The following is a 26,068-nucleotide window of genomic DNA, read 5'->3' on the forward strand; positions in this document are numbered from 1 at the left end:
TGCTAGCCATGAAAGAGCCACTATCGGCTCTTTTTATCAATTAAAACTAAACTGGTAGAGGAAATCGACGGCACTATCGACCCCTGTTACCGCTTCAACATAGAAATCGGTGAGTAATTCATAACGTACGGTAAACTCGCCTAATGCGTTAAATATCCCAACGCCATACTTAACTTGCAGACCTGGCGCAATATAACCGCTTACCGTGACTTGAGAATCATCCCCTGAACCCGCAGTTCCTAATTGTAAATCTTGCACACCAAACGCTTCACCTAACTCGCCAACTAACTGACCACTCTTAGCCAAACTTAAACCGATTAATGCGGTAGTCATGGTACTGCCACTTGCACCGTCCTCTACACCTTGACCGCGCAATAAGTAAGATAATGCATTGGTTTGCGACATCGCGGGTTCAGAAAACACTTTAACTTCAGGCGCATCGGCGGGGCCAGTTACTTGGATCCCAGCAATCACATCATCTTGAGTATTGTCTGGATTTCGGATCGCCTTAATTGCCACATAAGGTTGATCGGCGGGCCCATTCATTAAGATCTTGCCTTCTTGAATGATCAAATCCTGTCCAAAGGATTGGTAATGCCCTTCCTCGATTCTCACTTCCCCTAAAATAAATGGACCTTTATTTTTCTGAGAAACTTTCAAGCTTCCCACTAAATAGCCTTTTAAACCAAATGCCGACAAACTGACATCATCACCAATATTGATGGTAATATCGCTCTCTAGCGCCATCGGTAGACCATTATTCTCTTCGACTGGATTTAGCTTTTCATCCAAAATAATTTCATCTTTCGATAGCCCTACCGCACTTTCTGGTAAGTCTTCGACTAAAATGCGCCCCCAAGGAATATCAATATTACCGGTAATTTTTGCCAGTGTAGGCGTAATCGCAATGGTGAGATCTGGCTTCACTTTTAAAGCCAACATAGGCGGAGATTCAACTTTCAACTCATCACCAAAGGCACGTAAATTGGCATACCAGTTATTACGTTGCGCCCAATTGGCATCCCCTTGTAACTGTAAATCACCATCATCGGTTTCTAATACACTATTCAAGCTCGCCGAATAACCATTAAATTGGGTTTTAACTTCCCCTTGATGAATATCGACTGGGAACATCGGGCCTTCTAATTGAAAATCCTCAATATCAAAATTGCCCAATACTTTAGGGTTTAAAATGGGGCCATTAAAATCGAGCTTGGAGTTCAGATTAGCATTAAGACGGTTTTGCTCACCGAGCAAAGGACGCAGAAAACCGAGATGAATCCCTGCGATAGTATTATCACCATCAATCGACATCTGTTGAGCTTGCACATTGGGAATCGTGGCTTGGCCTTTGAGTTGGCCGTTATTGGTTAACGCCAATAGCCAGCTCATATCGAGCTTATTTTGCTGTAAATTAGCCGATAATTGAATTTTGTCCCAAGGAATGGTGAGTGGAGTATCCAATTTCTGAACGACATTACCTTGGGGAATATCGACATCCAGTTTCACCTGAGGCGCTTTATTATTTGCCCACTTCAACCAAGCATTAACGTTTAGCTCACCATTAATCTCAGTATCTTCTGGGAGGAATACCGCTAACTCATTAAAAGAAAATTGTTGAATCGACAACGTTGCCTCGCCATCGTTGCCAGCTGAAAGGTCTTTATCTAAACAAATTTTCGAAGGTAGATGTTGCCAACAATGCGCTTGCACATCGACGCGTTGCGATGCCAATTGATAGCCGATATCAACAGGGTGATCGATCTGCCAGATTGGGTTGGTTTGTTGGTTGGTATTTGGCTCCATTAAGGTAATTTGCGCTGAGGCTAATTGCCCTTTCCAAATTTGTTGCGGCTTATTTCCCATCCCTCCCTGAACGGTTAAATTGGTTGAAAATAGATCCGTCATCATATCAAGATCGAGTTGATGATCTTTCTCATTACCTTTAAAAGCTAAAGTAAGATCTTTGAGTTGATGTTCTTGATATAAACCGCCTTGGGCACTCAAACGAATATCGCCACTTGGTGATGGGAAAGGCGAAACTTGCCCTTTAACCAACAGCGATTTCAACTTAGCTTCACCTTGCTGCCAGTCGATGTCGCTGATCGATAAGTCGGTCAAGATTTGCGGAGACTTTTGCTCACCACGTAACTGAATATCGCCCATCGCTTGGCCTTTTAGCTCTGGAATGGTTTTTTCCAGTTTAGGCATACGAAGCGCTATATCCATATTCCACTGCTGCTCAAGCCTGCCTTTAATTTTGACACTATTTCTTGCATGAGAGAGTTTTAATCCGCGAGTTCGGACGATGTATTGGCCTTTGCCATGAAGATCACTGGCATTAAACTGACCTTTTAAAGACAAAGGATAACCACGCAACTTGCCATCTATCGCCAAGCTTGGGAACCGTACTTTCCAACCTCCTTGTGGCGTTAAGTTTCCGGTATTAATTAAGCTGCCGTTAAGGATACCTTCTGCTTGTGGCCATTGCATGCCGGGCTGAATATCACTCAAACCTAAGGTCGCTTTCCAATTTAATGGCGCTTGCCAATTCACCATCGCCTGACCGGTGACATTGCCACCGAGCGTCGAAATATTTAATTTATGTAATTCAATTTGTTCAAAGTCGCCTTTGGCATCAAATTCGATATCTGAAGTGGGAATATCCTTGCCTGAAACATCCGAGTTTAAGTCAAATTGATAGCCCTCTAATGAGCCACTACCATCTAAATGTTCAATATTAACGTTATAGTCGGCTTGTCCTTTAACTGGCCATTGTGCTTTAGCATCTTTAATAGATAAGCCAAATGGTAACGTGGCTTTCAGTGGTTTAAGGTGAGCCTTTATTGTAGCTTCCACTCCCCCCGAAAGTTCACTCGATAAATTAAGATTGGCGACACTGCCTTTGGCATCTAAGGTTATCGTCTGACCTGAATATTCCGCCATTTTGACTAGACCTTTCGCTTTCAGCGTTAACGGGTAGTCTCCAGACATCGTTAGCTTGGTATTTAAATCTAAATCGGCCTGTGGCATATCAAGCTTAAGATCCCGGATATCAAGTTGGCTCCCCGTTAATGAGCCTGTAAAGCCTAGGTGATTCACTTTAATCGGTGAGTCTTGCTGCAAAATAAAGTCATCAATATTAAATTGTTCGACTTGCAAGTTGATAGGCGATGCAACTTTAGGTAGAGGAATATCGGGCCGCTGTGCTAGTGGGGTTTTATCGACTGGCTCAGGTGTTTTGTCAGCCTCATCGGGCGCTAAAGTTAAACGAATGGTTTGCCAATTAGTTGGGCGCAATGTCAGCGTACGCCCTTGCATATAAAGCCCGGTAGAAAAATGCTTCCAAGATGCTTTATAGCCCAAGACATTCAAATCAATATCATTAAGTTCGAGATGAGTCAGTGACACTGGAATAGGGATAAAAATGGCTGGCATCAATGAGCTACTATCGTCTGGCTCACTACTTTCAGAAGTAGGCGCATCCGGCATTGAAAATTTCAGGCCATTGACCGCGATAGTATCAATACACACTGAGTGCTCAAATAGACAGTCAATTGAGGTGGAGAAATCAAAACGCTTTAATTCCGTCGCAACGCCTAACGTTTCATCGTTATATTGCACATCGTGCAAAGTAAAAGCGGGTAATAAACTACCTTCGGTAGAACCCACTTTCAGCTCTGGCACGACTTTTTGCGCTACCCACAAACCACTGTTTAAACCGACATTGGTAAACAACAATAGCGCGACGAATAGCAAAGCGACCAAAACCGTCGTTGGGATCAATAAAATAATGCCAAGTAGCCATTTAAGTAATCGCTTCATTACAACTCAGGACCTAAGGTAAAGTGGATACGGAATTCATCACCATCATCGGCATCTAACCCATAAGCAAAATCAAGACGCACCGGACCAACCGGAGAGCCCCACCTCACGCCTACACCAACACCTCGTTTCAATTCTGGAGTATCGGTCCAAGCATCACCAACATCTAAAAATGCCGCGCCCCACCAATTGCCGGTTACTCGATATTGATACTCAAAGCTAGAGGTTGCCATATAAGCACCACCTTCTAGCTCATCGTTACTATCTCTTGGCGATACTTCTTCATAACCATAGCCGCGCAGTGAGTTCACCCCACCGACAAAAAACCGTAATGATGGTGGGACTTCCGACCAATCATCGGCAAAAGCGCCCCCCGCATCTAAGCGAGTAAGGAAACGGTGATTAGGGCCAATCCCGCGAACCCATCCAGTATGACCTACCACACGGATAATTCGCGTATCAGAGAGCAGTGACGGATCGCCATATTCAAAACTGATACTTTGTTTATCGCCCCACATTGGCATGGTATTGCCACGCGTTCTTACTCGGGAAAATGAAATCCCCGGTAGCACATATAACGAGTGGCCTGATTCGGACGCTTGCACATAGTCTTCATACAATAAACGTAAATAAATAGTTCGATGCCAATCATTATCGTAAAGCCAATGACGTTCAAACGATAGATTTTGCTCTTGGCTATCGGTGTCATTGTCATCCTCATCTTTAAAACCATACTGCACGAGATAGTAATCGTGTAGTACATCTTCCAATGGGATCTTATAGTTGGCAGTAAAGGTTTTTTCTGGGTGCGATAACATCACACTGGCCCCGACACTATGCCCATATTTATTGAGCCAAGGTTTTTTCCATGAAAGCTTGCCGCGCGGACCAACATCGGTGGAATAACCTAAACCGGTTTCTATTTGGTTACGTGTTTGCGGTGAGACTCGCACTTTCATTGGTAATGACTTATCTTCATTAACGCTTTCAATATCCGGCTCAACGGAAATGTTAGCAAACCACTCAGAACTCGATAAGTTTTGGTTAAGCTCACCGACTAAAACCGATTGGTACGGTTGACCATCTTCATACGGTACTAACGACTGAACCCGTTTTTGCTCAATTTGGCTACCGGTAATGGTGGTTTGGCCAAACACGTAGCGTTGACCACTTTGGTAATGAAGGTGCACAAACGCTTGATTGCGACTTGGCGAGACTTGCAAGCGAGTATCAATAAACTGGCCATCGAAATAGCCTTTCTGTAATGCAAGATTACGCAAAGCACTCTTTAACCCTTCATAATTCCCGTGATTCAGTACTTGGCCTAAATTTAATTTGGAGCGATCCACCAATCGCATAAAATCCACATCAGTGGCCGCATCACCTTCTATCACAATATCACTTTCATAAATGATGGTAGGAATGCCAGCATCGACCGTCACAATTAACTCGCTATCCGCGTCCGGATCGTCCGTATTACCTTCAATTTGAAACAGAATTGTCGGGTTGTAATAACCTAACGCTTTGAGGGCATCAATGATATTTTCTTTGACGCGCGATTGAAAACGCAATGAGGTGGAATATTCACTTTCTTTAATTGCCGATAAATACGACGACACATTATCGTCTAGCTCACCATCTAAACCTTCAATGGTCAGCTCGGTTTCCGCATAGCTGGGCGTAGCCGAAAAAATCAGCAAACAGGTCAACAATGAAGTGAGGAGACGGTTTTTCATACTTGAATATTTGTACTCATTGTCAAAACTGCTGTAATTTGTCAAATCAAAATATTTATTTGAAATGACCACAGGGATTTATCGGTCTATGGTTTAGAACCTAGATTAAACTACCAGACTTTCCCTTTTCTCAAAAGCCAGTAAGGATTATATATGTCGAATAAAGATAAATTAGTGACCAAAGAAACGGCATTAGCTGGCCGTGATGAAAAAATGCTCATCACCGAGTTACATTATATTAATCAAACAGATTTAACTGCCGACAAACCAACCGGCAGTAAAGAAGTAATATTAGGACTCGGATGCTTCTGGGGTGCAGAACGTGTTTTCTGGCAATTAGATGGTGTGCTCAGCACATCGGTTGGCTATAGCGGTGGTTATACCCCGAATCCGACTTATCAAGAAGTATGTAGCGGAGAAACCGGACATGCTGAAGTAGTACGGGTAATTTTCGATCCAAGTCAATTGACGCTACAAGAGTTACTTGTGATCTTTTGGGAGAAACATGATCCAACCCAAGGTATGCGCCAAGGTAATGATATTGGCACTCAATATCGCTCAGTGATTTATACCGAAGATCAAAGCGATCTCACGATTGCAGAACAAAGCAAAGCAACCTACCAACAAGCAATCGGTGAATCTTTAAGTAAAAATATCACTACTGAATTGGCGGTAATGGGTGACTACTACCTAGCGGAAACCTACCACCAGCAATATTTAGCCAAAAATCCGCAAGGCTACTGTGGCATTGGCGGCACTGGAGTGTGCTTCCCACCGAGTCTAGCTTAATACATTTCTCGTAAGAGATACTGCATAAACAGGCTTAACGCTCTAAGCCTGTTTTCTTATATCCCCGCTCAAGATTCCATCGATAATTGATGAATAGCCAAGTTGACCTCTTTCATAATCTTCAGCTGTTTCTTATTCGACACATCTGGCAATAGTACTTTACCTTGGTCGAAATAAAATTCCCCAACCCCTTTGATTCCAAAGTGCCCTTTAAATACAACTTTTACAAAACGAGCAATTTGAAGTGGGCGATAACGATTAAAAATTGGCTGCATGTTCATTAGTCTATCCAGATTATTGTTATTTGCGATAACGCTCTAACAGGCCTTAAGAGCATTTTAAAGAGCCTTCTACGCATATTTCGATAATGCTTTAATACATATATAGTGGCTAAAACTTAATTGAGCCACATTGATACAGTAAAATTGCTGCAAATTCGTGACAAAGCGCAAACGCAAATCCTCCAGCTCTGTTTATAGTCAAAAATAGTTATGCAAAATTAGAACTAGGCAACATTTCACACTTTTCAAATCTATTTATGCGCTATTATATGAGGACTTTCTCACTTTCCGTATCTAACTAGGTAGACAACTATGATAAGAAAACTATCCATTGCCCTCTTTCTTTTAAGCATGGTGTCACTCACTGCAAGTGCAAATAACATTCAAATTGGTCGCAGCGTACCTGCAGTAACAGTAGAAAAAGGTGGCGAGGTTTTCATGCAAAATGATGATGTCAATTACTTACCTTGGAATACAGAGTTACTGCTCGGCAAAGTTCGTGTGATTCAAGCAATTGCAGGCAGAAGTGGAGCGAAAGCCATGAATGCTCCTCTAATGGAAGCTATTACCCACGCAAAATTCCCGGAAGATAAATACCAAACCACCACTATTGTGAACCAAGATGATGCGATTTGGGGTACTAGCTCATTTGTAAAATCATCAGCGGAAGATGGTAAGAAAGACTTTCCTTGGTCTTCAATGGTATTAGATCAAGAAGGGGTAGCGGCAAAGCAATGGCAACTAACGCCTAAATCTTCAACCATCATAGTCCAAGACAAAACCGGTCGAGTTCTTTTCAACCAAGATGGCGAGTTAACAGAACAACAAATCAATCAGGTTCTACAACTGATCAAACAAAACCTGTGATTAATACATAATGTAATAATATAACATTCTCTTGCCAGGCACTTAATTGTTATAGTATAACAGTTACACGTCTGGTGAGAATTCAAGCCATAATGCTTACTCTCACACCCTATATTCATTCAGTGAGAGCCCACAATGCACAAAAACATTTTTATCCCTTCGATTTTATCAGTCAGTCTATTCGGTCTATCGAGTCTCGCGATCGCAGAGCCGCAACATGAATTTAGCCAACACCAAGCGCATGTTCACGGTATGGTTACTGTTAACATGGTGCAAGATGGCAATGACTTTCTAATCGAAGTTGAATCTCCAGGGCAAGATATTTTAGGCTTTGAGCATGCACCAATCAGCCAAGCAGAAAAACAAGCCTATCAACAAGCGGTCGACTTACTTAAACAACCTAACCAGTTATTCACTTTAGCTGCTGCGGCTAATTGCCAGCCAGTTGATTTCTTAGTCAAAGACAACATAGGTCAAGATGAACACGATCATGATCACCACGACCACGACCACGACCACGACCACGACCACGACCACGACCACGACCACGACCACGACCACGACCAAAAGCATGGCACCTTCACCATGCAATACCAGTATCAATGTAAAAATATTTCTCAATTATCTAAAATAGAGACTCAATGGTTTAGTCACTTCCCAGCAAGCCAAACCATTGAAGTTAATCTATTAACTGACAGCGCTCAAAAACACATTGAACTCAAGCAACCACAACAAACCATTACATGGTAAAATAGTGACTCAAAAAATTAACGTTGCGCGATTAGTCTCAGGATTAATCGCGTCGTTATTGGCTCAAAAAACAAGCTGAAAAGAGACCAAGATGACGATGCCTCTTGCGATAGAACTTAAACAGGTCAGCTTTACTTGGCCGAAACAATCCACACCTACCCTAGTGATAGAACAGCTGGCGATTAAATCTCAGCAACATGTGTTTATTCAAGGGCCCAGCGGTTGTGGAAAATCGACCTTGTTAAGCTTATTAACCGGAATAATGACGCCGCAATCAGGTCAAGTTCGTATTCTCGATAAGCAACTCAACCTGTTATCGCAAGCAGAGCGAGACAAATTTCGCGCTCGTCATATTGGCTATATCTTTCAGCAATTTAATCTACTGCCTTACTTATCGGTGCTAGAAAATGTCTTGCTGCCTTGCCGGTTTTCTCGCGATCGTAAAGCCAAAGCTGAGCAACAAAGTGCCTCTCTAGAGCAACAAGCAAAGCAACTACTTACTCGATTACATTTGCCTACATCGTGTTTTGAGCAACCGATCAACGAACTGAGTATTGGTCAACAACAACGAGTCGCCGCCGCCCGAGCATTAATCGGTCAACCCGAAATCATTATTGCCGATGAGCCCACTTCAGCCCTAGATCAAGATAATCGCCAAGCTTTTATTGAGCTCTTAATTGAAGAAGCCAATCAATCAGGTGCCACGGTAATTTTTGTCAGCCATGATTCTAGTTTGCGTCGTTACTTTGAGGTCTATGTTGACCTACCAGCCATTAACCAAATCAGCCTAGTGAACCCACAACAAGAGGCAAACTAATGAGTGCGATTATCTCTCTTGCTTGGAAGAGCTTACTCAACCGAAAAACCACCGCCATACTAACCATCATTACCGTGGCGATTTCAGTGGTGCTATTACTGGGTGTCGAACAAATCCGTACCCAAGCGAAAAGCAGTTTTGCTAACACCATTTCAAGTACCGATCTCATCGTTGGCGCGCGCTCGGGTGAAGTGAATTTATTGCTTTATTCGGTATTTCGCATTGGTAATGCCACCAATAATATTGGCTGGCAGAGCTATCAAGATATCGCAGCTCTACCACAAGTTAAGTGGGCCATTCCGATTTCTCTGGGAGATTCACACCGTGGCTTCCGTGTCATGGGCACTAATCAGGACTACTTTACATTCTATCGCTACGGAAGTAAGCAACCACTTACTTTCTCTCAAGGGAAAGCGTTTCATAGCTTATTTGAAACCGTGATTGGCTCGGATGTAGCTAAGAAACTCAACTACCAAATTGGTGATGAGATCATTATTGCTCATGGCATCAGTGATAAGTCTTTTACTCGCCACAAAAACTTACCCTTCACCATTACGGGTATTTTAGCGCCAACCGGTACGCCCGTTGATAAAACTGTGCATGTTTCATTAGGTGCAATTGAAGCGATTCATGTTGGCTGGGAATCCGGTGCACACCTAGGACACACTCCTGATAAACAAGTATTAGAGAACCAACAATTTGAGCCCAAAGAAATCACCGCGTTTATGCTGGGTCTGAACTCTAAAATCCAAACCTTTATGCTGCAAAGGCAAATCAACAATTACAACAAAGAACCTTTGAGTGCCATTTTACCCGGTATTGCATTAAGTGAATTGTGGGGAATGATGTCAGTAGCAGAACAAGCCTTAATGGTCATCTCAGGTTTTGTGGTCATTGCTGGGCTACTAGGTATGTTGACGAGTTTACTTACCGGACTACAAGAACGTCGCCGCGAGATGGCAATTTTGCGGGCCATGGGGGCACAACCTAAACACATCTTCTTTTTATTGATGAGTGAAGCGAGTTTATTAACCTTACTTGGTATCACGGTTGGCACTGGAATACTCTACCTTGTGTTAGCCGCTTGTGCGCCAATCATAGAACATCAATATGGCGTCAAAATTGCGTTAACCGCTTTATCCCAACATGACCTTATGTTACTACTACTGGTACAAATTTCAGGAGTCGTGATCGGACTATTCCCATCACTTAAGGCATATCGTCATTCTGTCGCTGATGGCATGACCATAAAGGTATAAAGATGCAAACTATCGCCATTCAACCTTTTCAATCAAACCATCTCGTCAATAGATTCTTATGGCTAAATATGCTGTTGGTGTGCCTTTGCGTGCCTCTCGCAGCTCATGCAGAACAAAAACAAGAGCCATTAAAACTTGACTGGATAGACTTAGTTCCAGTCGATGAGCAAAAGAACTTTGATAAACTCGGCATGCCTGCTCCCGGCAATCATACTGGCGGTAAGGCAAAACAAAATCCAATTGGTAATACTCGTCCTGAACTCAATAACAGTTATGTCAAAATTCCCGGCTTTGTTATTCCGCTAGAGGGCGATGAGAATACCATCACCGAGTTTTTACTGGTGCCATATTTTGGAGCTTGTATCCATGTGCCGCCACCGCCACCTAATCAGATTATTTATGTCAAATTTCCAAAAGGTGCGCCGGTTCAACAACTATGGGATGTGGTATACGTAATTGGGAAGTTAGAAACTCAAGTACTGGATCATGAACTGGCTCAAACGGGATATACCTTACAAGGTGATGCCATCGAAGAATATGACGATATGTAGCCAGCCCAAATAACGAATCAAATAACTAAGTAAATAACGAAAAGGGAGCTCAACGGCTCCCTTTTTGCTTCTATTATCGGTTAACTAGGTTAAGCAATTATCGCTCTATCTCGTAACTGATGTAGACAAACCTCCACCAGCTCATCCAATGATTTATCGCCTGCTGGCAAATCAATTTCAGGATGTTGTGGGGCTTGATACTCAGAATCAATACCCGTGAAATTTGGGATCTCACCAGCTCTCGCTTTCTTGTATAAACCTTTCGGATCGCGCTTTTCACACACTTCTAAAGGCGCATTAACGAACACTTCGATAAACTCACCATCGGGCAGTAAATCACGCACCATTTGGCGTTCAGCGCGATGTGGAGAAATAAACGCCGAGAGTACAATCAAACCAGCATCAGCCATTAGTTTAGCCAACTCACCAATACGACGAATATTTTCTCGGCGATCTTGAGAGGAAAAGCCTAAATCACTGCATAAGCCATGACGCACATTATCGCCATCCAGCAAATAGGTGTGATACCCCAAACTAGCCAATTGAGACTCTAATGCCCCTGCGACCGTCGATTTTCCCGCACCCGATAAGCCGGTAAACCAAAGCACTACTGGCTTTTGCTTTTTTAATTCAGAGCGTGTTTGCTTGGTCACCTGATGCTGGTGCCAAATGACATTTTCATCTTTATTCAAAACAGTCATTAATAGATTCCATGTTACTTAGCCAACCCTTACGATTCATATCGAAGAGTCCGCGTTAAAAAGGGAAGAAATAAGGGATTAGCGTCAATGTCACGATCGAATAAACAATCGAGATTGGCACTCCTATCTTAATAAAATCGTTAATATGATAATTACCAACACTGTAAACCAGCAGGTTGGTTTGATAACCATAAGGCGAAATAAAGCTGGCGCTCGCCCCAAACAATACCGCCATAATAAACGGCATTGGATCGACGCCATAACCTATCGCCATGCTATAACCAATCGGAAAAGCTAAAGCGGCCGCGGCATTATTAGTAATCAACTCGGTTAAAATAAGCGTAAGTAAATAGGTGGCAATCACTGCGCCCATTGGCCCACCACCATTAAACAAATAAATGAACAAGTCCCCCATTTGTTTAGATAAGCCTGAAGACATCATGAGCTGCGCCAAACACAAAGCAGATCCCACGATCACCACTATATCGATAGGGAAACGACGTCTGAGTTCACTAATGCCCACCGCCCCGAGCACTAACATCACTACAATATAGCCAGCTAATCCTTTGATAATCGGAATCGCGCCTACCAGTGATAACCCTATAACCGCGGCAAAACCGAATAAAGCAATCGCGGATTTAGCTCGATCTAGCTTGGCACTCGAATCAAGATCGTTGATCAACACAAACTCTTTGCCATGATCTTGACGCGCAGAATGAAAGCCTTTGCCTGGAACCAATACTAAAGTATCGCCAGCGGCCAGTTTTACATTGCCTAAGCCACCTTCTAAACGCTCGTGCCCGCGACGAATCGCCACGACTACTGCATCAAAACGATCACGGAATTGGCTCGACTTTAAAGTCTTATTACAAATTGAAGCCGACTGGCTCACCACTACCTCAATGAAGCTTTGTCCGTTCAGGTGATGCTGGCCAAATAAGGTAATGCCGGGGATCTCTTGTAATGTGGCAACACTTTCAACATCACCACAAAACAACAGACGATCATTTTCAAGTAATACTAGATCTGGCGTCACCGATGCGATAGTCACCCCATCGCGGATCACTTCAGCTAAAAATAACTTACGTAACGCTCTCAAGTGATTTTGCGCAATACTTTTACCAATTAAAGGCGAGCCTGCTTCCACTCGCGCTTCTAAAAAGTAAGGGAGATCATCTTGCTCATTCGAATCGCTATGTGGCAGTAAATAACTCAGTGGAATCAGTACTAAAACGCCAATCACTAAAATCGCTAAACCAATACAGGTTGGAGCAAAAAAGCCAAGGCTCGGCAATCCAGCATCTACGACAAAGCTATTAATAATTAAATTCGTCGAAGTGCCAATTAAGGTTAAAGTACCACCAAGAATTGCAGCGTAAGATAACGGAATTAATAACCGCGATGGGGCATGAGAGTTATTACGCTTAATCGCACCAATCAAGGCCACCACGACCGCGGTATTATTGGTAAAAGAAGAAAGAAAAGCAGTCGAAAAACCAAGCTTGGCGACTACACTACCCAATCGACCTGATGAAATATGGCGACTGATCCAACTGATCAAGCGGGTTTTCTCTAAGGCACATGAAGCTAAGATCAACAGTACTAACGTCAATAATGATGAGTTAGTAAAGTTCTTTGCGATGCCGTCAAGATCCACCGCGCCAGTCATAAATGCGACTAACGCGGCGGTAGCGAAAATAAAGCTCGGCTTAATCTTGGTGAAGATTAAACTACCAATAATGGCGATCAACAGCAGTAATACCAACCATTTATCCCACATGGCAAACTCCACCATCACCTTGCCTTACTTCTTTTGAGTGTTAAGAGAAGACGAATCAAAAAGCTGGCTAATATCTTTCGCTCCCCAATGCGGGAAATGCTTGCGGATCAGCGCATTGAGTTCAACTTCAAAGCTTGATGAAGCAGGAGCAGTTGCTTGCTGTTCGGTTAAACGCTCACGCACCATACCAGCACCAACAGTAACGTTGGTTAAGCGATCGATAATGATAAAACCACCGGTATCCGCGCACTCAGTATATTTATCTAACGCGACAGTTTCAGTTAATGATATTTCGCATAAACCAATACCATTCAACGGCAATTCCGTCGCATCAAACGCTTCTAACTTATTGATATCGTATTGATGCTTAATCGACTCCAATTGCCCTACCGTTTGTTTACCAGCCACTTTAATGTCGTATTGACGACCCGCAGCGAAAGGCTGATCGGTCATCCATACCACATCGGCTAAAAACTGATTAGTAGCTTTGATGGTCGCGCCGGTTGGAACTAATAAGTCACCACGGCTAATATCAATTTCATCTTCTAACGTAACGGTTATCGCTTGGCCTGCTCGAGCAGAGTCTAAATCACCATCAAAGGTAACAATGCGAGCAACTTTAGAACTTTTACCAGAAGGCAGAGCAGTCACACTATCACCAACAGCAATCGTGCCATTGGCAATCGTGCCAGCAAAACCACGAAAATCGAGATTAGGCCGATTAACATATTGCACCGGTAAGCGGAACTCACCTTGAGTATGTTCTTGGCTTAAATCGATATCTTCTAAGATTTTCAGTAATGGCTGACCTTGATACCAAGCGAGGTTCTGAGTCTGATCGACAACGTTATCGCCTTCCAATGCGGAAATCGGGATCAGTTGAATGTTGATATCTGGATTTAGGTTCTTCGAGAACTCTAAATATTCTTCACGGATATCGTTAAAACGTTGCTCAGAGTATTCCACCAAATCCATTTTATTAACCGCAACTACAAAGTGGCGAATTCCTAATAAACTGGAAATAAATGAATGACGACGAGTTTGATCTAATACCCCTTTACGGGCATCAATCAAAATCACGGCAACATCACAAGTCGAAGCACCGGTTGCCATATTACGGGTGTATTGCTCATGGCCCGGAGTATCGGCAATGATGAATTTACGTTTCTTGGTTGAGAAATAACGATACGCGACATCGATGGTAATACCTTGTTCACGCTCGGCTTGTAACCCATCGACTAGTAATGCTAAGTCAGGTCGCTCACCAGTAGTACCCACACGTTGGCTATCACTATTCACTGCGGCTAATTGATCTTCATAAATCTGCTTTGAATCGTGGAGCAGGCGACCGATTAAGGTACTTTTGCCATCATCAACAGAGCCACAGGTTAAAAAACGCATCAATGATTTATATTGATGCTGGGTGAGGTAACCTTCGATGCCCAATTCAGCCAGTTCGGCTTCAACAACTGCGTTCATAATAAAATCCTTTTGATAACTTAACGGGCTTAGAAGTAGCCTTGGCGTTTTTTCAATTCCATCGATCCTGACTGATCATGGTCGATCGCGCGGCCCTGACGTTCACTGGATGTCGCCACCAACATTTCTTGAATGATCTCTGGCAAAGTCGCTGCCTCCGATTCGATTGCGCCAGTTAATGGGTAACAACCTAAAGTACGGAAACGTACACTCTTATGCTCAACCTTCTCACCTTCTTCGAATTGAAAACGCTCATCATCAACCATGATCAGCATGCCGTCACGATTAACTACAGGTCTTACAGCTGAAAGGTACAGAGGAACAATCTCAATATTTTCTAGGTAGATGTATTGCCAAATATCCAATTCGGTCCAGTTTGAAAGTGGGAATACACGAATACTTTCGCCTTTATTCACCTGGCCGTTATAAGTATGCCAAAGCTCTGGGCGCTGGTTTTTCGGGTCCCAAGTATGGTGCTTATCACGGAATGAGTAGACACGCTCTTTAGCACGAGATTTTTCTTCATCACGGCGAGCGCCACCAAATGCTGCATCAAAACCATATTTGTTTAATGCTTGCTTCAAGCCTTGGGTTTTCATGATATCGGTATGTTTCGATGAGCCATGAACGAAGGGATTACACCCCATCGCTAGTCCTTCAGGATTTTTGTGCACCAATAAATCAAAGCCATATTTCTTCGCGGTGCGATCACGAAATTCAATCATTTCTTTGAATTTCCAATCGGTATCCACATGCAAAAGTGGGAATGGGATCTTCCCTGGATAAAAAGCTTTACGTGCCAGATGCAGCATAACCGCTGAGTCTTTACCGATTGAATACATCATTACCGGGTTATCAAACTCGGCAGCCACTTCACGGATAATATGAATACTCTCCGCCTCAAGTTGCTGTAAATGGGTTAAACGTTCTTGTTCCATGATTCATGTCCTTGCGCTAAATGCGTTTAATATTCAACGATGCGGCTCCTAACTAGAGCTAAATCGCGATCGGCTGAGTTGAATTTTGTTGTTGAGCATGAGAGCCAAACCAAGAAAGCTTTGATGACAGATTCACCACTTCACCAATCACAATTAAAGACGGTGACTGAGCATACTCGGCGAGGCTCGCTAACTCGGATAATGTTCCAATAAGCACTTTTTGTTTGGCTTGCGTTCCGCGTTCAATGATGGCAATTGGGGTATTGGTTGCTCGACCATGTTCAATCAATTGCTGCTGGATATAAGAAGACTTCATCAAGCCCATGTAGATCACGAGAGTTTGATGGCCACGAGCAAGTGTCGACCACTCCATCTGATCATCTTCAGATTTTAAATGGCCAGTGATAAACATGGCGGATTGGGCGTAGTCACGATGTGTCAGCGGGATCCCGGCATAAGCAGTCGCACCTGCCGCCGCGGTAATGCCAGGAATAACTTCAAAACCAATACCTGCATCGGCGAGCACTTCCAGCTCTTCACCGCCACGACCAAACATGAATGGATCGCCACCCTTAATGCGGGCGACCTTGTAGCCTTGCTGAGCAAAGTCGACTAATAGCTGATTGGTTTTATGCTGAGGCACACTGTGATGTCCCGCTTTTTTACCGACGCAAACTAAAATGGTATCACTAGGAATAAGCGCCATAATCTCATCGGAGACCAAGTAGTCATACAGCACCACATCCGCTTGTTGTAAGTAAGACAAAGCTTTCAAGGTTAAAAGTTCAGCATCACCAGGTCCCGCACCAATCAGCGCAACTTGACCTGGCTTCAATTGACTTTGACTAAAATTCAGCAAGCTCTTTGTTTGGCTAGCTTGATTTGCTGCTGCGCTGCTTCCCTTCCTATTTGGGAATAAAGTAATCGTATCCATACTACTAGCTCTTCTCGACTGAATGCTTATTAGGCAATCATTATGACGATCAGACGTTATTACCTGAAATGCTAAAATTTCATTTTTTATTCGAATAACTGCTAAGGGAATATAAAAGACAGTTATAAATGAAAACAAATAGACGACAAATATAGGTGGGATATAGCTTGACTGGACGCTTGAGTCGATTATCTTAGTTTGTCTTACTGATCGACTAAGCCAAAGAGAAGTGTTTTTATGCAATGGATTTGTAAATCTTTCGACCAACTTACCACTCACGAACTCTACCAATTACTAAAACTGCGTGTAGATGTGTTTGTGGTTGAGCAAACATGCCCTTATCCAGAGCTCGATGGCAAAGATCAACTTGAAGGGGTTTATCAACTGTTAGGCTACCAAGACAATCAATTAATTGCTTGCGCTCGTCTTCTTAAACAAGGCATAAGCTTTGATAATGCCAGTATTGGAAGAGTAGCCACTGATATAAATCACCGCGGTAACGGCTTAGGACATCAACTGATTCAAACTGCGATTGAGTATAGTGTTCAATTATGGGGAGATGCTGACATTACCATTGGCGCACAATCTCATCTTGAGCACTATTATGCTAAACATGGATTCAAGAAGGTTTCAGAGGAATATCTAGAAGATGATATTCCTCATATTGATATGACAAGAAGTGCGTAGTAATACTGGGATTATTCCGTACTACGTGCAAAGCCTCCGCTGGATAAGCGGAAAAACATCACCGGGCCATCTTCTTTTTCTATTCGAAGAATATCAAGATCGCCACGATTGGTGAGTTTAAACCGTACCAATTGACCATATTGAATTTGACTCAACGGTTTATCCTTACCTTGAATTTCAACCAGCTGATTCAAATCAGATAGTGGCAAATCATTGTTGCGGAAGATCTGCGAAAGGGTATCGCCTTTCTGTACTGTATAGTCATTCCAAGGTTCAGGCCCAGCATTATTGCTCACCTTACGCTCGGGTTTATCTTCTGCATCCGCTTCAGGCCCACTTAACTGTACACGCTTTTCACTTTTTTCAACTTTAGGCTTAGGTTTGGTTGCTGCCGTTTCTTCACCGTTAATAACCAAAGGAACCGTCATACGTGACGGCTTATTAGTCTTAACGCTAACCTCTTGATCTTTAAATTCTGGTGATTTTTCACTAGGAAGTAACAGTAAGACAATGACGAGTGGAATAAGCACCATCAGAATACGCTGATGCAGTTTAGGCAAAGAATGCCAAGCATCAATAACTCTAATCACAAGATCTGATTGGATAAATTTATCCTTTATAACTTGTGTACGGCTTTGGTTATTTTTTTTACGTTGGTTCACGTTGCATCATCCTAATATTATTTGCGTCAAGGATATTCAATAAACTAATCGTTTTGTCAGTATATTACAAAATTTTCTATAGCTGTAACTGTTAATCTTGTATTGCTAACAAAGTTTCATCTATGAATCAGAACTGATATTCTTAGTGCTTCATTTAAGCAAACAAGAGATTCGCATGTCTGACGTTAAACTAGAAACTATTGAACAAAAAGCAAGTTACGGTATTGGTCTTCAAATGGGTCAACAACTTGCAGGAAGTGGCCTAGAAGGCCTAAATGTTGCCGCTATCGCTAAAGGTATCGCAACATCATTAACAGGTGACATGCCTGAAATCGAAGTTGATGACATTAACAATGCACTTCGTGAGCTTCATACTCGCGCTGAAACAGTACGTGCAGAAGCAGCAAAAGCAGCTGCTGAAGATGGCGAAGTATTCTTAAAAGACAATGCTTTACGTCCTGAAGTAACGATTTTAGAATCAGGCCTTCAATACGAAGTGATCACTGAAGGTACTGGTGAAATCCCAACATCAGACAAGCAAGTACGCGTACACTACCACGGCCAATTAACTGACGGTACTGTATTTGATAGCTCGGTATCTCGCGGCCAACCTGCTGAATTCCCAGTAACTGGCGTTATCGCTGGTTGGGTTGAAGCACTACAGCTTATGCCTGTTGGTTCAAAATGGAAACTGTATATCCCACAAGATCTTGCTTACGGTGAGCGTGGCGCAGGTGCAGCAATCCCTCCTTTTGCAGCCCTAGTATTTGAAGTTGAGCTTCTTGCTATCTTATAACAATTGTTTTTAGATTGTTAATTTATATAAAAGCAGCGAACGCTGCTTTTTTTATTCATAAAAAACAGCTATAACTAGATTCTAATTCAAGATAAATGGAATTCTGTTATGAAAAAATTCGCCCTCATCCTCATCTCCGCCAGCCTTGTCATCTCATCACCAAGCTATGCATTATTTGGACTAGGAGAAGAAAACACCGACGCAGTGACTAAACTTGCTTCTCAAGCGCAAAGCAGCACTGAATTAGTCAATTCACTAAAAGATCAATTAGGGGTGTCTACCGAGCAAGCTGCCGGTGGCGCGGGAGCGCTATTAGCGATGGCTTCAAATGAATTATCTGGTAGCGCTGGAGAAGAGTTCTCAGGATTGTCTTCCAACCTTAGTGGTATGTTAGACGGAGCTAAATCAGCGGGTAACACATTAGATAGCATGGCTGCTGTAAAGAGTGCTTTTGAAAAGTTAGGCCTAGATAGCTCAATGGTAGAACAATATGTACCAATCGTACTGGATTATTTAGGTGACGAAGGGGCAAGTAGTGGACTATTAAGCTCATTAACTAGCCTTTGGAAATAACAACTTTTATATAGATTAAAACATTAATGGTTCACACTATATTTTCGACATAAAAAAACGCCGAGTAATTAATACTCGGCGTTTTTATTCATTTAACTTTGCTTATTCAGCAGCTTCTTCAGCTGCTGCTTCTGGACGGTCAACAAGCTCAATGTATGCCATTGGCGCTTTATCACCGGTACGGAAGCCAGCTTTTAGGATACGAGTGTAACCGCCTTGACGGGCAGAAAAACGTGGACCTAATTCATTAAATAATTTTGCTACAACTTCGTTATCACGAGTGCGAGCAAATGCTAGACGACGGTTAGCAACGCTGTCAGTCTTAGCTAGTGTAATCAAAGGCTCAACTACGCGGCGAAGCTCTTTTGCCTTAGGCAAAGTTGTCTTGATAACTTCATGACGAACTAGAGAGCTAGCCATGTTGCTAAACATCGCTTTACGATGGCTGCTGTTGCGGTTGAGTTGACGACCACTCTTACGATGGCGCATGACCTAATCCTTCTAACTAATATCAATTAATCTTCAGCAATCGACGCTGGTGGCCAGTTTTCTAGGCGCATACCTAGAGACAGACCGCGCGACGCTAGAACATCTTTAATCTCTGTTAAAGACTTCTTACCAAGGTTTGGCGTTTTAAGAAGCTCAACCTCAGTACGCTGTACAAGATCACCGATGTAGTGAATCGCTTCTGCTTTCAAGCAGTTAGCAGAGCGAACTGTTAGTTCAAGATCGTCTACAGGACGCAGTAGAATAGGATCGAACTCCGGCTTCTCTTCTTTCTCTTCTGGAACACGTACATCACGAAGATCTACGAATGCATCCAGTTGCTCAGCTAAAATTGTAGCTGCACGACGGATAGCTTCCTCAGGTTCTAAAGTGCCATTTGTTTCCATATCGATAACAAGCTTGTCTAAGTCAGTACGTTGTTCTACACGTGCTGCTTCTACAGCGTAGGCGATTTTATCAACCGGGCTGTATGTAGCATCAACAAGTAGACGACCGATTGGACGCTCATCTTCTTCAGTATGGATACGAGCTGAAGACGGAACGTAACCACGACCACGTTGAACTTTAATACGCATAGCGATTTCAGCTTTGTCATCCGTTAGGTGACAAATAACGTGTTCTGGGTTAGCGATCTCTACATCACCATCATGGATGATGTCACCTGCAACAACAGGGCCCGAGCCTGATTTTTTTAGTGTAATAAACACTTCATCTTTGCCTTCGGCAACGCTCACAGCAAGACCTTTAAGGTTAAGAAGGATCTCAAGGATATCTTCTTGAACGCCTTCTTTGGTGCTGTACTCGTGTAGAACGCCTTCAATCTCAACTTCTGTTACAGCACAACCTGGCATAGAAGATAGAAGAATACGGCGAAGTGCATTACCTAAAGTGTGGCCAAAACCACGCTCTAAAGGCTCAAGAGTTACTTTTGCATGTGTCGTGCTGATCTGTTCGATGTCAACAAGACGTGGCTTAAGAAATTCTGTTACAGAACCCTGCATTGTGTCCTCTCTTTTGTTTAAACCTTACTTAGAGTAAAGTTCGACGATCAAGTGTTCGTTGATGTCAGCAGATAGATCAGAACGCTCTGGGATACGTTTGAAAGTACCTTCCATCTTGCTAGCATCTACTTCAATCCAAGTTGGTTTTTCGCGTTGTTCAGCAACTTCTAGAGCAGCTTTAATACGTGATTGCTGTTTAGCTTTTTCACGGATAGAAACAACGTCGTTAGCCGTAACTTTGAATGAAGGAACGTTAACTACTTTGCCGTTTACTAGGATAGCTTTGTGGCTAACTAGCTGACGTGATTCAGCGCGAGTAGCACCGAAACCCATGCGGTATACGACATTATCTAAACGACCTTCAAGAAGTTGAAGCAGGTTTTCACCTGTGTTGCCTTTAAGGCGTGCAGCTTCTTTGTAGTAGTTGCGGAATTGTTTTTCTAGAACGCCGTACATACGACGAACTTTTTGCTTCTCACGAAGCTGAACGCCAAACTCAGATAGACGACCGCGACGAGCGCCGTGTACACCTGGTGCGTTATCAATTTTACACTTGGTATCGATCGCGCGGACACCTGACTTAAGGAATAAGTCAGTACCTTCACGACGACTAAGCTTCAGCTTAGGGCCCAAATATCTTGCCATGATCTTTCTCCAATATTCCTAGAAACGAATTAAACGCGACGTTTCTTAGGTGGACGACAACCGTTATGAGGGATCGGAGTTGCATCAACGATGTTAGTGATGCGGTAACCCAATGCGTTTAAAGCACGGATAGTAGACTCACGACCAGGACCAGGGCCCTTAACCATAACTTCCAAGTTCTTTAGGCCATATTCTTTGGCCATTTCACCTGCGCGTTCAGCAGCAACCTGTGCAGCGAACGGCGTAGATTTACGAGAACCACGGAAACCTGAACCACCTGCAGTAGCCCATGAAAGAGCATTACCTTGACGGTCAGTGATGGTCACGATTGTGTTGTTAAAAGAAGCATGGATGTGCGCTACGCCATCTGCTACTTGCTTGCGAACGCGTTTACGCGTGCGTGTTGGTTGTTTTGCCATTGTACTCTCTACCTTATCCGATTATTTTTTGATCGGCTTGCGCGGACCCTTACGAGTGCGTGCGTTGGTTTTAGTACGCTGTCCACGTAGTGGTAGACTGCGACGATGACGAAGACCGCGGTAACAGCCAAGGTCCATAAGACGCTTGATGTTCATCGATACTTCACGACGTAGATCACCTTCTACAGTGTATTTAGCTACACCATCACGCAGTTGATCAATCTGCTCTTCAGTTAGTTCACTGATCTTAACATCTTCAGCAATACTCAGCTCAGCTAGGATAGCTTGAGAACGAGTTTTACCGATGCCGTAGATCGCAGTTAATGCGATAACAGCGTGTTTATGATCAGGAATGTTAATGCCTGCTATACGGGCCACTATTCACTCCTAGTACTTATATAAAGAATTATCCGCTGCAAAGCCCGTCGAGGATACGCAGCGGCATACTACTTCTTTTGCACGCAAAAGGTAGGCCGAGGAATATACTCGGCCTGCCCTCATATTTCAAGTAAAAATTTCTGCTAATTAGCCTTGGCGTTGTTTATGCTTTGGCTCACTGCAAATTACACGCACAACACCGTTGCGCTTGATAACTTTACAGTTACGGCAGATTTTTTTAACGGAAGCACGAACTTTCATTGCTAAACTCCGTAATGAAATCTGAACTATACACGCTGTTATTAGCGGTTATAGCCTTTCAGATTCGCTTTTTTCAACACAGAATCATACTGTTGAGACATCAGATGAGTCTGTACCTGTGCCATAAAGTCCATGATTACTACCACTACGATAAGTAGTGAAGTACCACCGAAATAGAACTTAACGTTCCACGCGGTCATCATAAACTGTGGGACTAAACAAATAAAGGTAATATATAAAGCACCAACTAGCGTTAAACGAGTCATTACTTTATCTATGTATTTTGCTGTCTGCTCACCTGGGCGGATGCCGGGTACGAATGCACCGGACTTCTTCAAATTATCTGCTGTTTCACGAGGGTTAAACACCATCGCTGTATAAAAGAAACAGAAGAAAATAATTGCTGTCGCATAAAGTATTATATACAAAGGTTGACCTGGGCTTAGTGCCAAAGACACGTCCGTTAACCAACCAAATGTTTTACTCTCGCCGTTCTGGCCAAGCCATTGAGCTAGAGTACCTGGAAACAGGATAATACTTGAAGCAAATATAGCAGGGATTACACCCGCCATGTTTATCTTCAATGGTAAATGCGTACTTTGTGCTGCAAACACTTTACGACCTTGTTGACGCTTCGCATAGTTAACGACAATACGACGTTGACCACGTTCCATGAAAACAACGAAATAAATAACAGCGAACGCAACCACAGCGATTAACAATAGAAGAAGCACGTTCAATTCACCTTGACGCGCTTGCTCAATTGTATGTCCGATTGCAGCTGGCAACCCAGCAACAATACCCGTGAAAATAATCAACGAGATACCGTTACCAATTCCGCGCTCAGTAATTTGTTCACCTAACCACATTAAGAACATGGTGCCGGTTACTAAACTGATGGTAGCAATGATTGTGAACATGGTTTGATCGATAACGACCAGATTTTGGACCATATTCGGCAGACCAGTTGCAATACCAATTGCTTGGAAAGTTGCTAGTACAAGCGTGCCATAGCGTGTGTATCGGCTTATCTTACGACGGCCTGCTTCACCCTCTTTCTTGAGTTCCGCTAACGCTGGATGAACTACAGTTAGCAATTGGACAACAATCGAGGCCGAAATATACGGCATGATGCCCAACGCTAATATAGATGCACGCGAAAGAGCACCACCAGAGAACATGTTAAACATTTCAATGATGGTACCTTTTTGCTGTTCGAACAAATCGGCAAGTACAGCCGCATCAATACCAGGAATCGGCACAAAAGAGCCAGCTCGGAATACCAAAAGCGCGAGGATTACGAATAATAAACGCGATTTTAATTCACCAGTACCCTGTTTAGCAGTACTGAAATCTTGTCCTGGTTTTTTAGCCATCTGTACCTATCCTTCGAAGATTAAGCTTCGATTTTACCGCCAGCAGCTTCGATAGCAGCTACAGCACCTTTAGTCACACGTAGACCTTTAACAGTTACTGGCTTGCTGATTTCACCAGAAAGAACAACTTTAACAAACTCGATGTTCTTAGTGATTACGTTAGCAGCTTTCAAGCTATCAAGATCGATAACGTCAGCCGTTACTTTCGCTAGCTCAGCTAGACGAACTTCAGCAGTCACTAGGCTCTTACGAGAAGTGAAACCGAATTTTGGTAGACGTTGTTTCAAAGGCATTTGACCGCCTTCAAAACCTGGACGAACAGAGCCGCCAGAACGTGATTTTTGACCTTTGTGACCGCGGCCACCAGTTTTACCTAGTCCAGAACCGATACCACGACCTAAACGCTTCTTAGAAGGTTTAGAACCCGCAGCCGGTGATAGAGTATTCAAACGCATTCTGATTACTCCCCAACTTTAACCATGTAGTGAACTTTGTTGATCATGCCGCGCACGCACGGAGTATCTTCAAGTTCTACAGTGTGGTTGATTTTACGAAGGCCTAGTCCACGCAAAGAAGCTTTGTGCTTTGGTAGGCGCCCAATTGAGCTTTTAGTTTGAGTTACTTTAATAGTTGCCATGTGTTCTTACTCCGAAATAGATTCAACAGTTAGACCACGTTTAGCAGCAACCATTTCTGGTGACTTCATGCCGCTCAAACCATCGATCGTTGCACGAACGATGTTGATAGGGTTCGTAGAACCGTACGCTTTCGCAAGTACGTTATGAACACCTACAACTTCAAGTACTGCACGCATTGCACCACCGGCAATGATACCTGTACCTTCAGAAGCTGGTTGCATGTAAACTTTAGAGCCTGTGTGGCGACCTTTCACCGAGTGGTGAAGAGTGCCTTCGTTAAGAGCGATAGTAACCATGTTACGACGCGCTTTTTCCATTGCTTTTTGAATCGCAGCTGGTACTTCACGAGCTTTGCCGTAACCGAAACCAACGCGACCATTACCGTCACCAACTACAGTTAGTGCAGTAAAGCTAAAGATTCGACCACCTTTAACCGTTTTAGCAACACGGTTAACAGCGATTAGCTTTTCATTCAAATCTGAAGCTTGTTGTTCTTGTTTAGCCATCTTCCAACCCTACCTTAGAATTTCAGACCAGCTTCACGTGCAGAATCTGCAAGTGCCGCCACTCGACCGTGGTATTGGAAACCAGAACGATCGAAAGCCACATCTGAGATGCCTTTTTCGATAGCGCGCTCAGCAATAGCTTTACCTACAGCTTTAGCAGCGTCAACGTTACCAGTATTCTTAACTTGCTCACGGATCGCCTTTTCTACAGTAGAAGCAGAAGCGATAACCACAGAGCCGTTTGGTGCGATAACCTGAGCGTACACATGACGCGGAGTACGGTGTACTACTAGGCGGTTTGCACCTAGCTCAGCAATCTTACGACGTGCACGTGTAGCACGACGGATGCGAGATGCTTTCTTATCCATAGTGTTACCTTACTTCTTCTTAGCTTCTTTAGTACGCACATTTTCATCTGCGTAACGAACACCTTTGCCTTTATAAGGCTCAGGCTCACGGTAAGAACGAATGTCAGCAGCAACTTGACCGACTAATTGCTTATCACAAGCAGTTAAGACGATTTCAGTTTGGCTTGGACATTCAGCTTTAACACCTGAAGGCAATTCATGCTCTACAGGATGAGAGAAGCCTAGAGTTAGAGCTACAGAGTTGCCTTTAATAGCAGCACGGTAACCTACACCCTTAAGAACTAGCTTCTTCGTAAAGCCTTCAGTAACACCAACAACCATGTTGTTTACAAGTGCACGCGCAGTACCTGCTTGAGCCCAAGCATTCACTACACCTTCACGTGGACCGAAAGTCAGGTTGTTTTCTTCCTGAGCGATCACTACTGCATTGTGTAAAACGCGAGTTAACTCACCTTTAGCACCTTTAACAGTAATTTCTTGACCATTCAGTTTCACCTCTACGCCAGCTGGAATAGCGACAGGTGCTTTAGCAACACGAGACATA

30 protein-coding genes are annotated in these 26,068 nt (G+C 43.3%); 9 read left to right on the top strand and 21 right to left on the bottom strand.

Translation table 11 applies throughout. The features are described 5' to 3' along the window. Positions 1-36: 36 nt before the first annotated feature. On the bottom strand, positions 37-3,825 hold the full coding sequence (tamB, locus tag K358_RS0116715) for an autotransporter assembly complex protein TamB (RefSeq protein WP_027697890.1): 3,789 nt from the start codon (positions 3,823-3,825) through the stop codon (positions 37-39). Next, entirely contained in the window at positions 3,825-5,561 is a 1,737-nt protein-coding gene (tamA, locus tag K358_RS0116720; RefSeq protein WP_027697891.1) for an autotransporter assembly complex protein TamA, read from the bottom strand. The genes tamB and tamA overlap by 1 nt, the downstream gene beginning before the upstream one ends. A 153-nt stretch (positions 5,562-5,714) precedes the next feature. On the opposite strand from tamA, the gene msrA reads away from it, so the two are divergent. Beyond that, entirely contained in the window at positions 5,715-6,350 is a 636-nt protein-coding gene (gene msrA, locus K358_RS0116725; RefSeq protein WP_027697892.1) for a peptide-methionine (S)-S-oxide reductase MsrA, read from the top strand. A 68-nt stretch (positions 6,351-6,418) separates the two neighbouring features. Here the strand turns inward: msrA and K358_RS0116730 are convergent, their stop codons facing one another. Beyond that, positions 6,419-6,631: a DUF1107 family protein gene (locus K358_RS0116730; protein WP_156888759.1), complete on the bottom strand. Its 213-nt coding sequence runs from the start codon at positions 6,629-6,631 to the stop codon at positions 6,419-6,421. A gap of 312 nt (positions 6,632-6,943) precedes the next feature. Between K358_RS0116730 and K358_RS0116735 the strand changes: the two genes are divergently transcribed. The 5 genes from K358_RS0116735 (at position 6,944) to K358_RS0116755 (ending at position 10,875) form a co-directional block, all read left to right on the top strand. Next, a complete protein-coding gene (locus K358_RS0116735; protein ID WP_038150292.1) occupies positions 6,944-7,498 on the top strand; it encodes a YtfJ family protein in 555 nt (184 codons plus the stop codon). A gap of 135 nt (positions 7,499-7,633) precedes the next feature. Beyond that, positions 7,634-8,248 (top strand): zinc uptake protein ZrgA, encoded by a 615-nt coding sequence (gene zrgA, locus K358_RS0116740; RefSeq protein ID WP_027697895.1) that lies wholly within the window; start codon positions 7,634-7,636, stop codon positions 8,246-8,248. 91 nt (positions 8,249-8,339) lie between these two features. Next, a complete protein-coding gene (locus K358_RS0116745; RefSeq protein ID WP_027697896.1) occupies positions 8,340-9,065 on the top strand; it encodes an ABC transporter ATP-binding protein in 726 nt (241 codons plus the stop codon). After that, the gene (locus tag K358_RS0116750; RefSeq protein WP_027697897.1) at positions 9,065-10,324 is read left to right on the top strand and encodes an ABC transporter permease; all 1,260 of its coding nucleotides are present in this window, start codon (positions 9,065-9,067) and stop codon (positions 10,322-10,324) included. Before K358_RS0116745 ends, K358_RS0116750 begins: the two co-directional genes overlap by 1 nt. 68 nt (positions 10,325-10,392) lie before the next feature. Then, entirely contained in the window at positions 10,393-10,875 is a 483-nt protein-coding gene (locus K358_RS0116755; protein ID WP_027697898.1) for a DUF3299 domain-containing protein, read from the top strand. 89 nt (positions 10,876-10,964) lie between these two features. Here the strand turns inward: K358_RS0116755 and cysC are convergent, their stop codons facing one another. Genes cysC through cobA form a run of 5 tightly spaced genes read right to left on the bottom strand, consistent with a single transcriptional unit; the run spans position 10,965 to position 16,707 of the window. Continuing rightward, on the bottom strand, positions 10,965-11,576 hold the full coding sequence (cysC, locus tag K358_RS0116760; RefSeq protein WP_027697899.1) for an adenylyl-sulfate kinase: 612 nt from the start codon (positions 11,574-11,576) through the stop codon (positions 10,965-10,967). Positions 11,577-11,631: 55 nt separating this feature from the next. After that, a complete protein-coding gene (locus K358_RS0116765; protein ID WP_027697900.1) occupies positions 11,632-13,356 on the bottom strand; it encodes an SLC13 family permease in 1,725 nt (574 codons plus the stop codon). Positions 13,357-13,380: 24 nt separating this feature from the next. Continuing rightward, positions 13,381-14,835 carry a sulfate adenylyltransferase subunit CysN gene (cysN, locus tag K358_RS0116770; protein ID WP_027697901.1) on the bottom strand — a complete coding sequence of 485 codons (1,455 nt, stop codon included), beginning with the start codon at positions 14,833-14,835 and terminating at the stop codon, positions 13,381-13,383. Between the two features lie 29 nt (positions 14,836-14,864). Next, positions 14,865-15,773 (bottom strand): sulfate adenylyltransferase subunit CysD, encoded by a 909-nt coding sequence (gene cysD, locus K358_RS0116775; RefSeq protein WP_027697902.1) that lies wholly within the window; start codon positions 15,771-15,773, stop codon positions 14,865-14,867. Between the two features lie 58 nt (positions 15,774-15,831). Beyond that, entirely contained in the window at positions 15,832-16,707 is an 876-nt protein-coding gene (gene cobA / locus K358_RS0116780) for a uroporphyrinogen-III C-methyltransferase (RefSeq protein ID WP_038150293.1), read from the bottom strand. Positions 16,708-16,944: 237 nt separating this feature from the next. Here cobA and K358_RS0116785 point away from each other — a divergent pair, with 237 nt between their 5' ends. Next, on the top strand, positions 16,945-17,394 hold the full coding sequence (locus K358_RS0116785) for a GNAT family N-acetyltransferase (protein ID WP_027697904.1): 450 nt from the start codon (positions 16,945-16,947) through the stop codon (positions 17,392-17,394). A gap of 11 nt (positions 17,395-17,405) precedes the next feature. On the opposite strand, the gene K358_RS0116790 is transcribed toward K358_RS0116785, so the two are convergent. Next, entirely contained in the window at positions 17,406-18,056 is a 651-nt protein-coding gene (locus K358_RS0116790; protein ID WP_027697905.1) for a LysM-like peptidoglycan-binding domain-containing protein, read from the bottom strand. Between the two features lie 175 nt (positions 18,057-18,231). On the opposite strand from K358_RS0116790, the gene bamJ reads away from it, so the two are divergent. Further along, on the top strand, positions 18,232-18,852 hold the full coding sequence (bamJ, locus tag K358_RS0116795) for a BamJ family beta-barrel-assembly machinery protein (RefSeq protein ID WP_027697906.1): 621 nt from the start codon (positions 18,232-18,234) through the stop codon (positions 18,850-18,852). Positions 18,853-18,960: 108 nt separating this feature from the next. Beyond that, a complete protein-coding gene (locus K358_RS0116800) occupies positions 18,961-19,425 on the top strand; it encodes a DUF2780 domain-containing protein (protein ID WP_027697907.1) in 465 nt (154 codons plus the stop codon). 102 nt (positions 19,426-19,527) lie between these two features. Here the strand turns inward: K358_RS0116800 and rplQ are convergent, their stop codons facing one another. The 12 genes from rplQ to rplF all read right to left on the bottom strand — a co-directional run bounded on the left by rplQ (position 19,528) and on the right by rplF (position 26,067). After that, positions 19,528-19,914: a 50S ribosomal protein L17 gene (rplQ, locus tag K358_RS0116805; protein WP_027697908.1), complete on the bottom strand. Its 387-nt coding sequence runs from the start codon at positions 19,912-19,914 to the stop codon at positions 19,528-19,530. A gap of 26 nt (positions 19,915-19,940) precedes the next feature. Further along, entirely contained in the window at positions 19,941-20,933 is a 993-nt protein-coding gene (locus tag K358_RS0116810; protein ID WP_017026372.1) for a DNA-directed RNA polymerase subunit alpha, read from the bottom strand. 24 nt (positions 20,934-20,957) lie between these two features. Next, positions 20,958-21,578, bottom strand: coding sequence for a 30S ribosomal protein S4 (gene rpsD, locus K358_RS0116815; RefSeq protein ID WP_027697909.1), 621 nt, complete (start codon positions 21,576-21,578; stop codon positions 20,958-20,960). 29 nt (positions 21,579-21,607) lie between these two features. Continuing rightward, positions 21,608-21,997, bottom strand: coding sequence for a 30S ribosomal protein S11 (gene rpsK, locus K358_RS0116820; RefSeq protein WP_027697910.1), 390 nt, complete (start codon positions 21,995-21,997; stop codon positions 21,608-21,610). Between the two features lie 21 nt (positions 21,998-22,018). Further along, the gene (gene rpsM, locus K358_RS0116825; protein ID WP_027697911.1) at positions 22,019-22,375 is read right to left on the bottom strand and encodes a 30S ribosomal protein S13; all 357 of its coding nucleotides are present in this window, start codon (positions 22,373-22,375) and stop codon (positions 22,019-22,021) included. Between the two features lie 147 nt (positions 22,376-22,522). Further along, a complete protein-coding gene (rpmJ, locus tag K358_RS0116830; RefSeq protein WP_000868186.1) occupies positions 22,523-22,636 on the bottom strand; it encodes a 50S ribosomal protein L36 in 114 nt (37 codons plus the stop codon). Positions 22,637-22,677: 41 nt separating this feature from the next. Beyond that, on the bottom strand, positions 22,678-24,012 hold the full coding sequence (gene secY, locus K358_RS0116835; protein WP_027697912.1) for a preprotein translocase subunit SecY: 1,335 nt from the start codon (positions 24,010-24,012) through the stop codon (positions 22,678-22,680). Positions 24,013-24,032: 20 nt separating this feature from the next. After that, the gene (rplO, locus tag K358_RS0116840; protein ID WP_027697913.1) at positions 24,033-24,467 is read right to left on the bottom strand and encodes a 50S ribosomal protein L15; all 435 of its coding nucleotides are present in this window, start codon (positions 24,465-24,467) and stop codon (positions 24,033-24,035) included. Between the two features lie 5 nt (positions 24,468-24,472). Then, the gene (rpmD, locus tag K358_RS0116845) at positions 24,473-24,649 is read right to left on the bottom strand and encodes a 50S ribosomal protein L30 (protein WP_027697914.1); all 177 of its coding nucleotides are present in this window, start codon (positions 24,647-24,649) and stop codon (positions 24,473-24,475) included. A 6-nt stretch (positions 24,650-24,655) separates the two neighbouring features. Beyond that, positions 24,656-25,156 carry a 30S ribosomal protein S5 gene (gene rpsE / locus K358_RS0116850; protein ID WP_027697915.1) on the bottom strand — a complete coding sequence of 167 codons (501 nt, stop codon included), beginning with the start codon at positions 25,154-25,156 and terminating at the stop codon, positions 24,656-24,658. A 14-nt stretch (positions 25,157-25,170) separates the two neighbouring features. Continuing rightward, positions 25,171-25,524: a 50S ribosomal protein L18 gene (rplR, locus tag K358_RS0116855; RefSeq protein ID WP_027697916.1), complete on the bottom strand. Its 354-nt coding sequence runs from the start codon at positions 25,522-25,524 to the stop codon at positions 25,171-25,173. Between the two features lie 9 nt (positions 25,525-25,533). Next, positions 25,534-26,067, bottom strand: coding sequence for a 50S ribosomal protein L6 (rplF, locus tag K358_RS0116860; protein ID WP_027697917.1), 534 nt, complete (start codon positions 26,065-26,067; stop codon positions 25,534-25,536). Position 26,068: the final 1 nt, after the last annotated feature.

The sequence above is a fragment of the Vibrio litoralis DSM 17657 genome (genome assembly GCF_000426765.1).
In the GTDB taxonomy this organism is placed as follows: Bacteria; Pseudomonadota; Gammaproteobacteria; order Enterobacterales; family Vibrionaceae; genus Vibrio; species Vibrio litoralis.

Coding starts and splice junctions, on each gene's coding strand:
- K358_RS0116800 (WP_027697907.1), top strand. CDS start 18,961: ATGAAAAAATTCGCCCTCATCCTCATCTCCGCCAGCCTTGTCATCTCA.
- bamJ (WP_027697906.1), top strand. CDS start 18,232: ATGTCTGACGTTAAACTAGAAACTATTGAACAAAAAGCAAGTTACGGT.
- K358_RS0116810 (WP_017026372.1), bottom strand. CDS start 20,933: ATGCAGGGTTCTGTAACAGAATTTCTTAAGCCACGTCTTGTTGACATC.
- cysD (WP_027697902.1), bottom strand. CDS start 15,773: ATGGAACAAGAACGTTTAACCCATTTACAGCAACTTGAGGCGGAGAGT.
- rplO (WP_027697913.1), bottom strand. CDS start 24,467: ATGCGTTTGAATACTCTATCACCGGCTGCGGGTTCTAAACCTTCTAAG.
- zrgA (WP_027697895.1), top strand. CDS start 7,634: ATGCACAAAAACATTTTTATCCCTTCGATTTTATCAGTCAGTCTATTC.
- rpsD (WP_027697909.1), bottom strand. CDS start 21,578: ATGGCAAGATATTTGGGCCCTAAGCTGAAGCTTAGTCGTCGTGAAGGT.
- rplQ (WP_027697908.1), bottom strand. CDS start 19,914: ATGCGCCATCGTAAGAGTGGTCGTCAACTCAACCGCAACAGCAGCCAT.
- cobA (WP_038150293.1), bottom strand. CDS start 16,707: ATGGATACGATTACTTTATTCCCAAATAGGAAGGGAAGCAGCGCAGCA.
- K358_RS0116735 (WP_038150292.1), top strand. CDS start 6,944: ATGATAAGAAAACTATCCATTGCCCTCTTTCTTTTAAGCATGGTGTCA.
- rplF (WP_027697917.1), bottom strand. CDS start 26,067: ATGTCTCGTGTTGCTAAAGCACCTGTCGCTATTCCAGCTGGCGTAGAG.
- K358_RS0116765 (WP_027697900.1), bottom strand. CDS start 13,356: ATGTGGGATAAATGGTTGGTATTACTGCTGTTGATCGCCATTATTGGT.
- cysC (WP_027697899.1), bottom strand. CDS start 11,576: ATGACTGTTTTGAATAAAGATGAAAATGTCATTTGGCACCAGCATCAG.
- msrA (WP_027697892.1), top strand. CDS start 5,715: ATGTCGAATAAAGATAAATTAGTGACCAAAGAAACGGCATTAGCTGGC.
- K358_RS0116745 (WP_027697896.1), top strand. CDS start 8,340: ATGACGATGCCTCTTGCGATAGAACTTAAACAGGTCAGCTTTACTTGG.
- rpsK (WP_027697910.1), bottom strand. CDS start 21,997: ATGGCAAAACAACCAACACGCACGCGTAAACGCGTTCGCAAGCAAGTA.
- K358_RS0116755 (WP_027697898.1), top strand. CDS start 10,393: ATGCTGTTGGTGTGCCTTTGCGTGCCTCTCGCAGCTCATGCAGAACAA.
- cysN (WP_027697901.1), bottom strand. CDS start 14,835: ATGAACGCAGTTGTTGAAGCCGAACTGGCTGAATTGGGCATCGAAGGT.
- K358_RS0116750 (WP_027697897.1), top strand. CDS start 9,065: ATGAGTGCGATTATCTCTCTTGCTTGGAAGAGCTTACTCAACCGAAAA.
- secY (WP_027697912.1), bottom strand. CDS start 24,012: ATGGCTAAAAAACCAGGACAAGATTTCAGTACTGCTAAACAGGGTACT.
- rpmJ (WP_000868186.1), bottom strand. CDS start 22,636: ATGAAAGTTCGTGCTTCCGTTAAAAAAATCTGCCGTAACTGTAAAGTT.
- tamB (WP_027697890.1), bottom strand. CDS start 3,825: ATGAAGCGATTACTTAAATGGCTACTTGGCATTATTTTATTGATCCCA.
- rpsE (WP_027697915.1), bottom strand. CDS start 25,156: ATGGCTAAACAAGAACAACAAGCTTCAGATTTGAATGAAAAGCTAATC.
- tamA (WP_027697891.1), bottom strand. CDS start 5,561: ATGAAAAACCGTCTCCTCACTTCATTGTTGACCTGTTTGCTGATTTTT.
- rplR (WP_027697916.1), bottom strand. CDS start 25,524: ATGGATAAGAAAGCATCTCGCATCCGTCGTGCTACACGTGCACGTCGT.
- K358_RS0116730 (WP_156888759.1), bottom strand. CDS start 6,631: ATGAACATGCAGCCAATTTTTAATCGTTATCGCCCACTTCAAATTGCT.
- K358_RS0116785 (WP_027697904.1), top strand. CDS start 16,945: ATGCAATGGATTTGTAAATCTTTCGACCAACTTACCACTCACGAACTC.
- rpmD (WP_027697914.1), bottom strand. CDS start 24,649: ATGGCAACTATTAAAGTAACTCAAACTAAAAGCTCAATTGGGCGCCTA.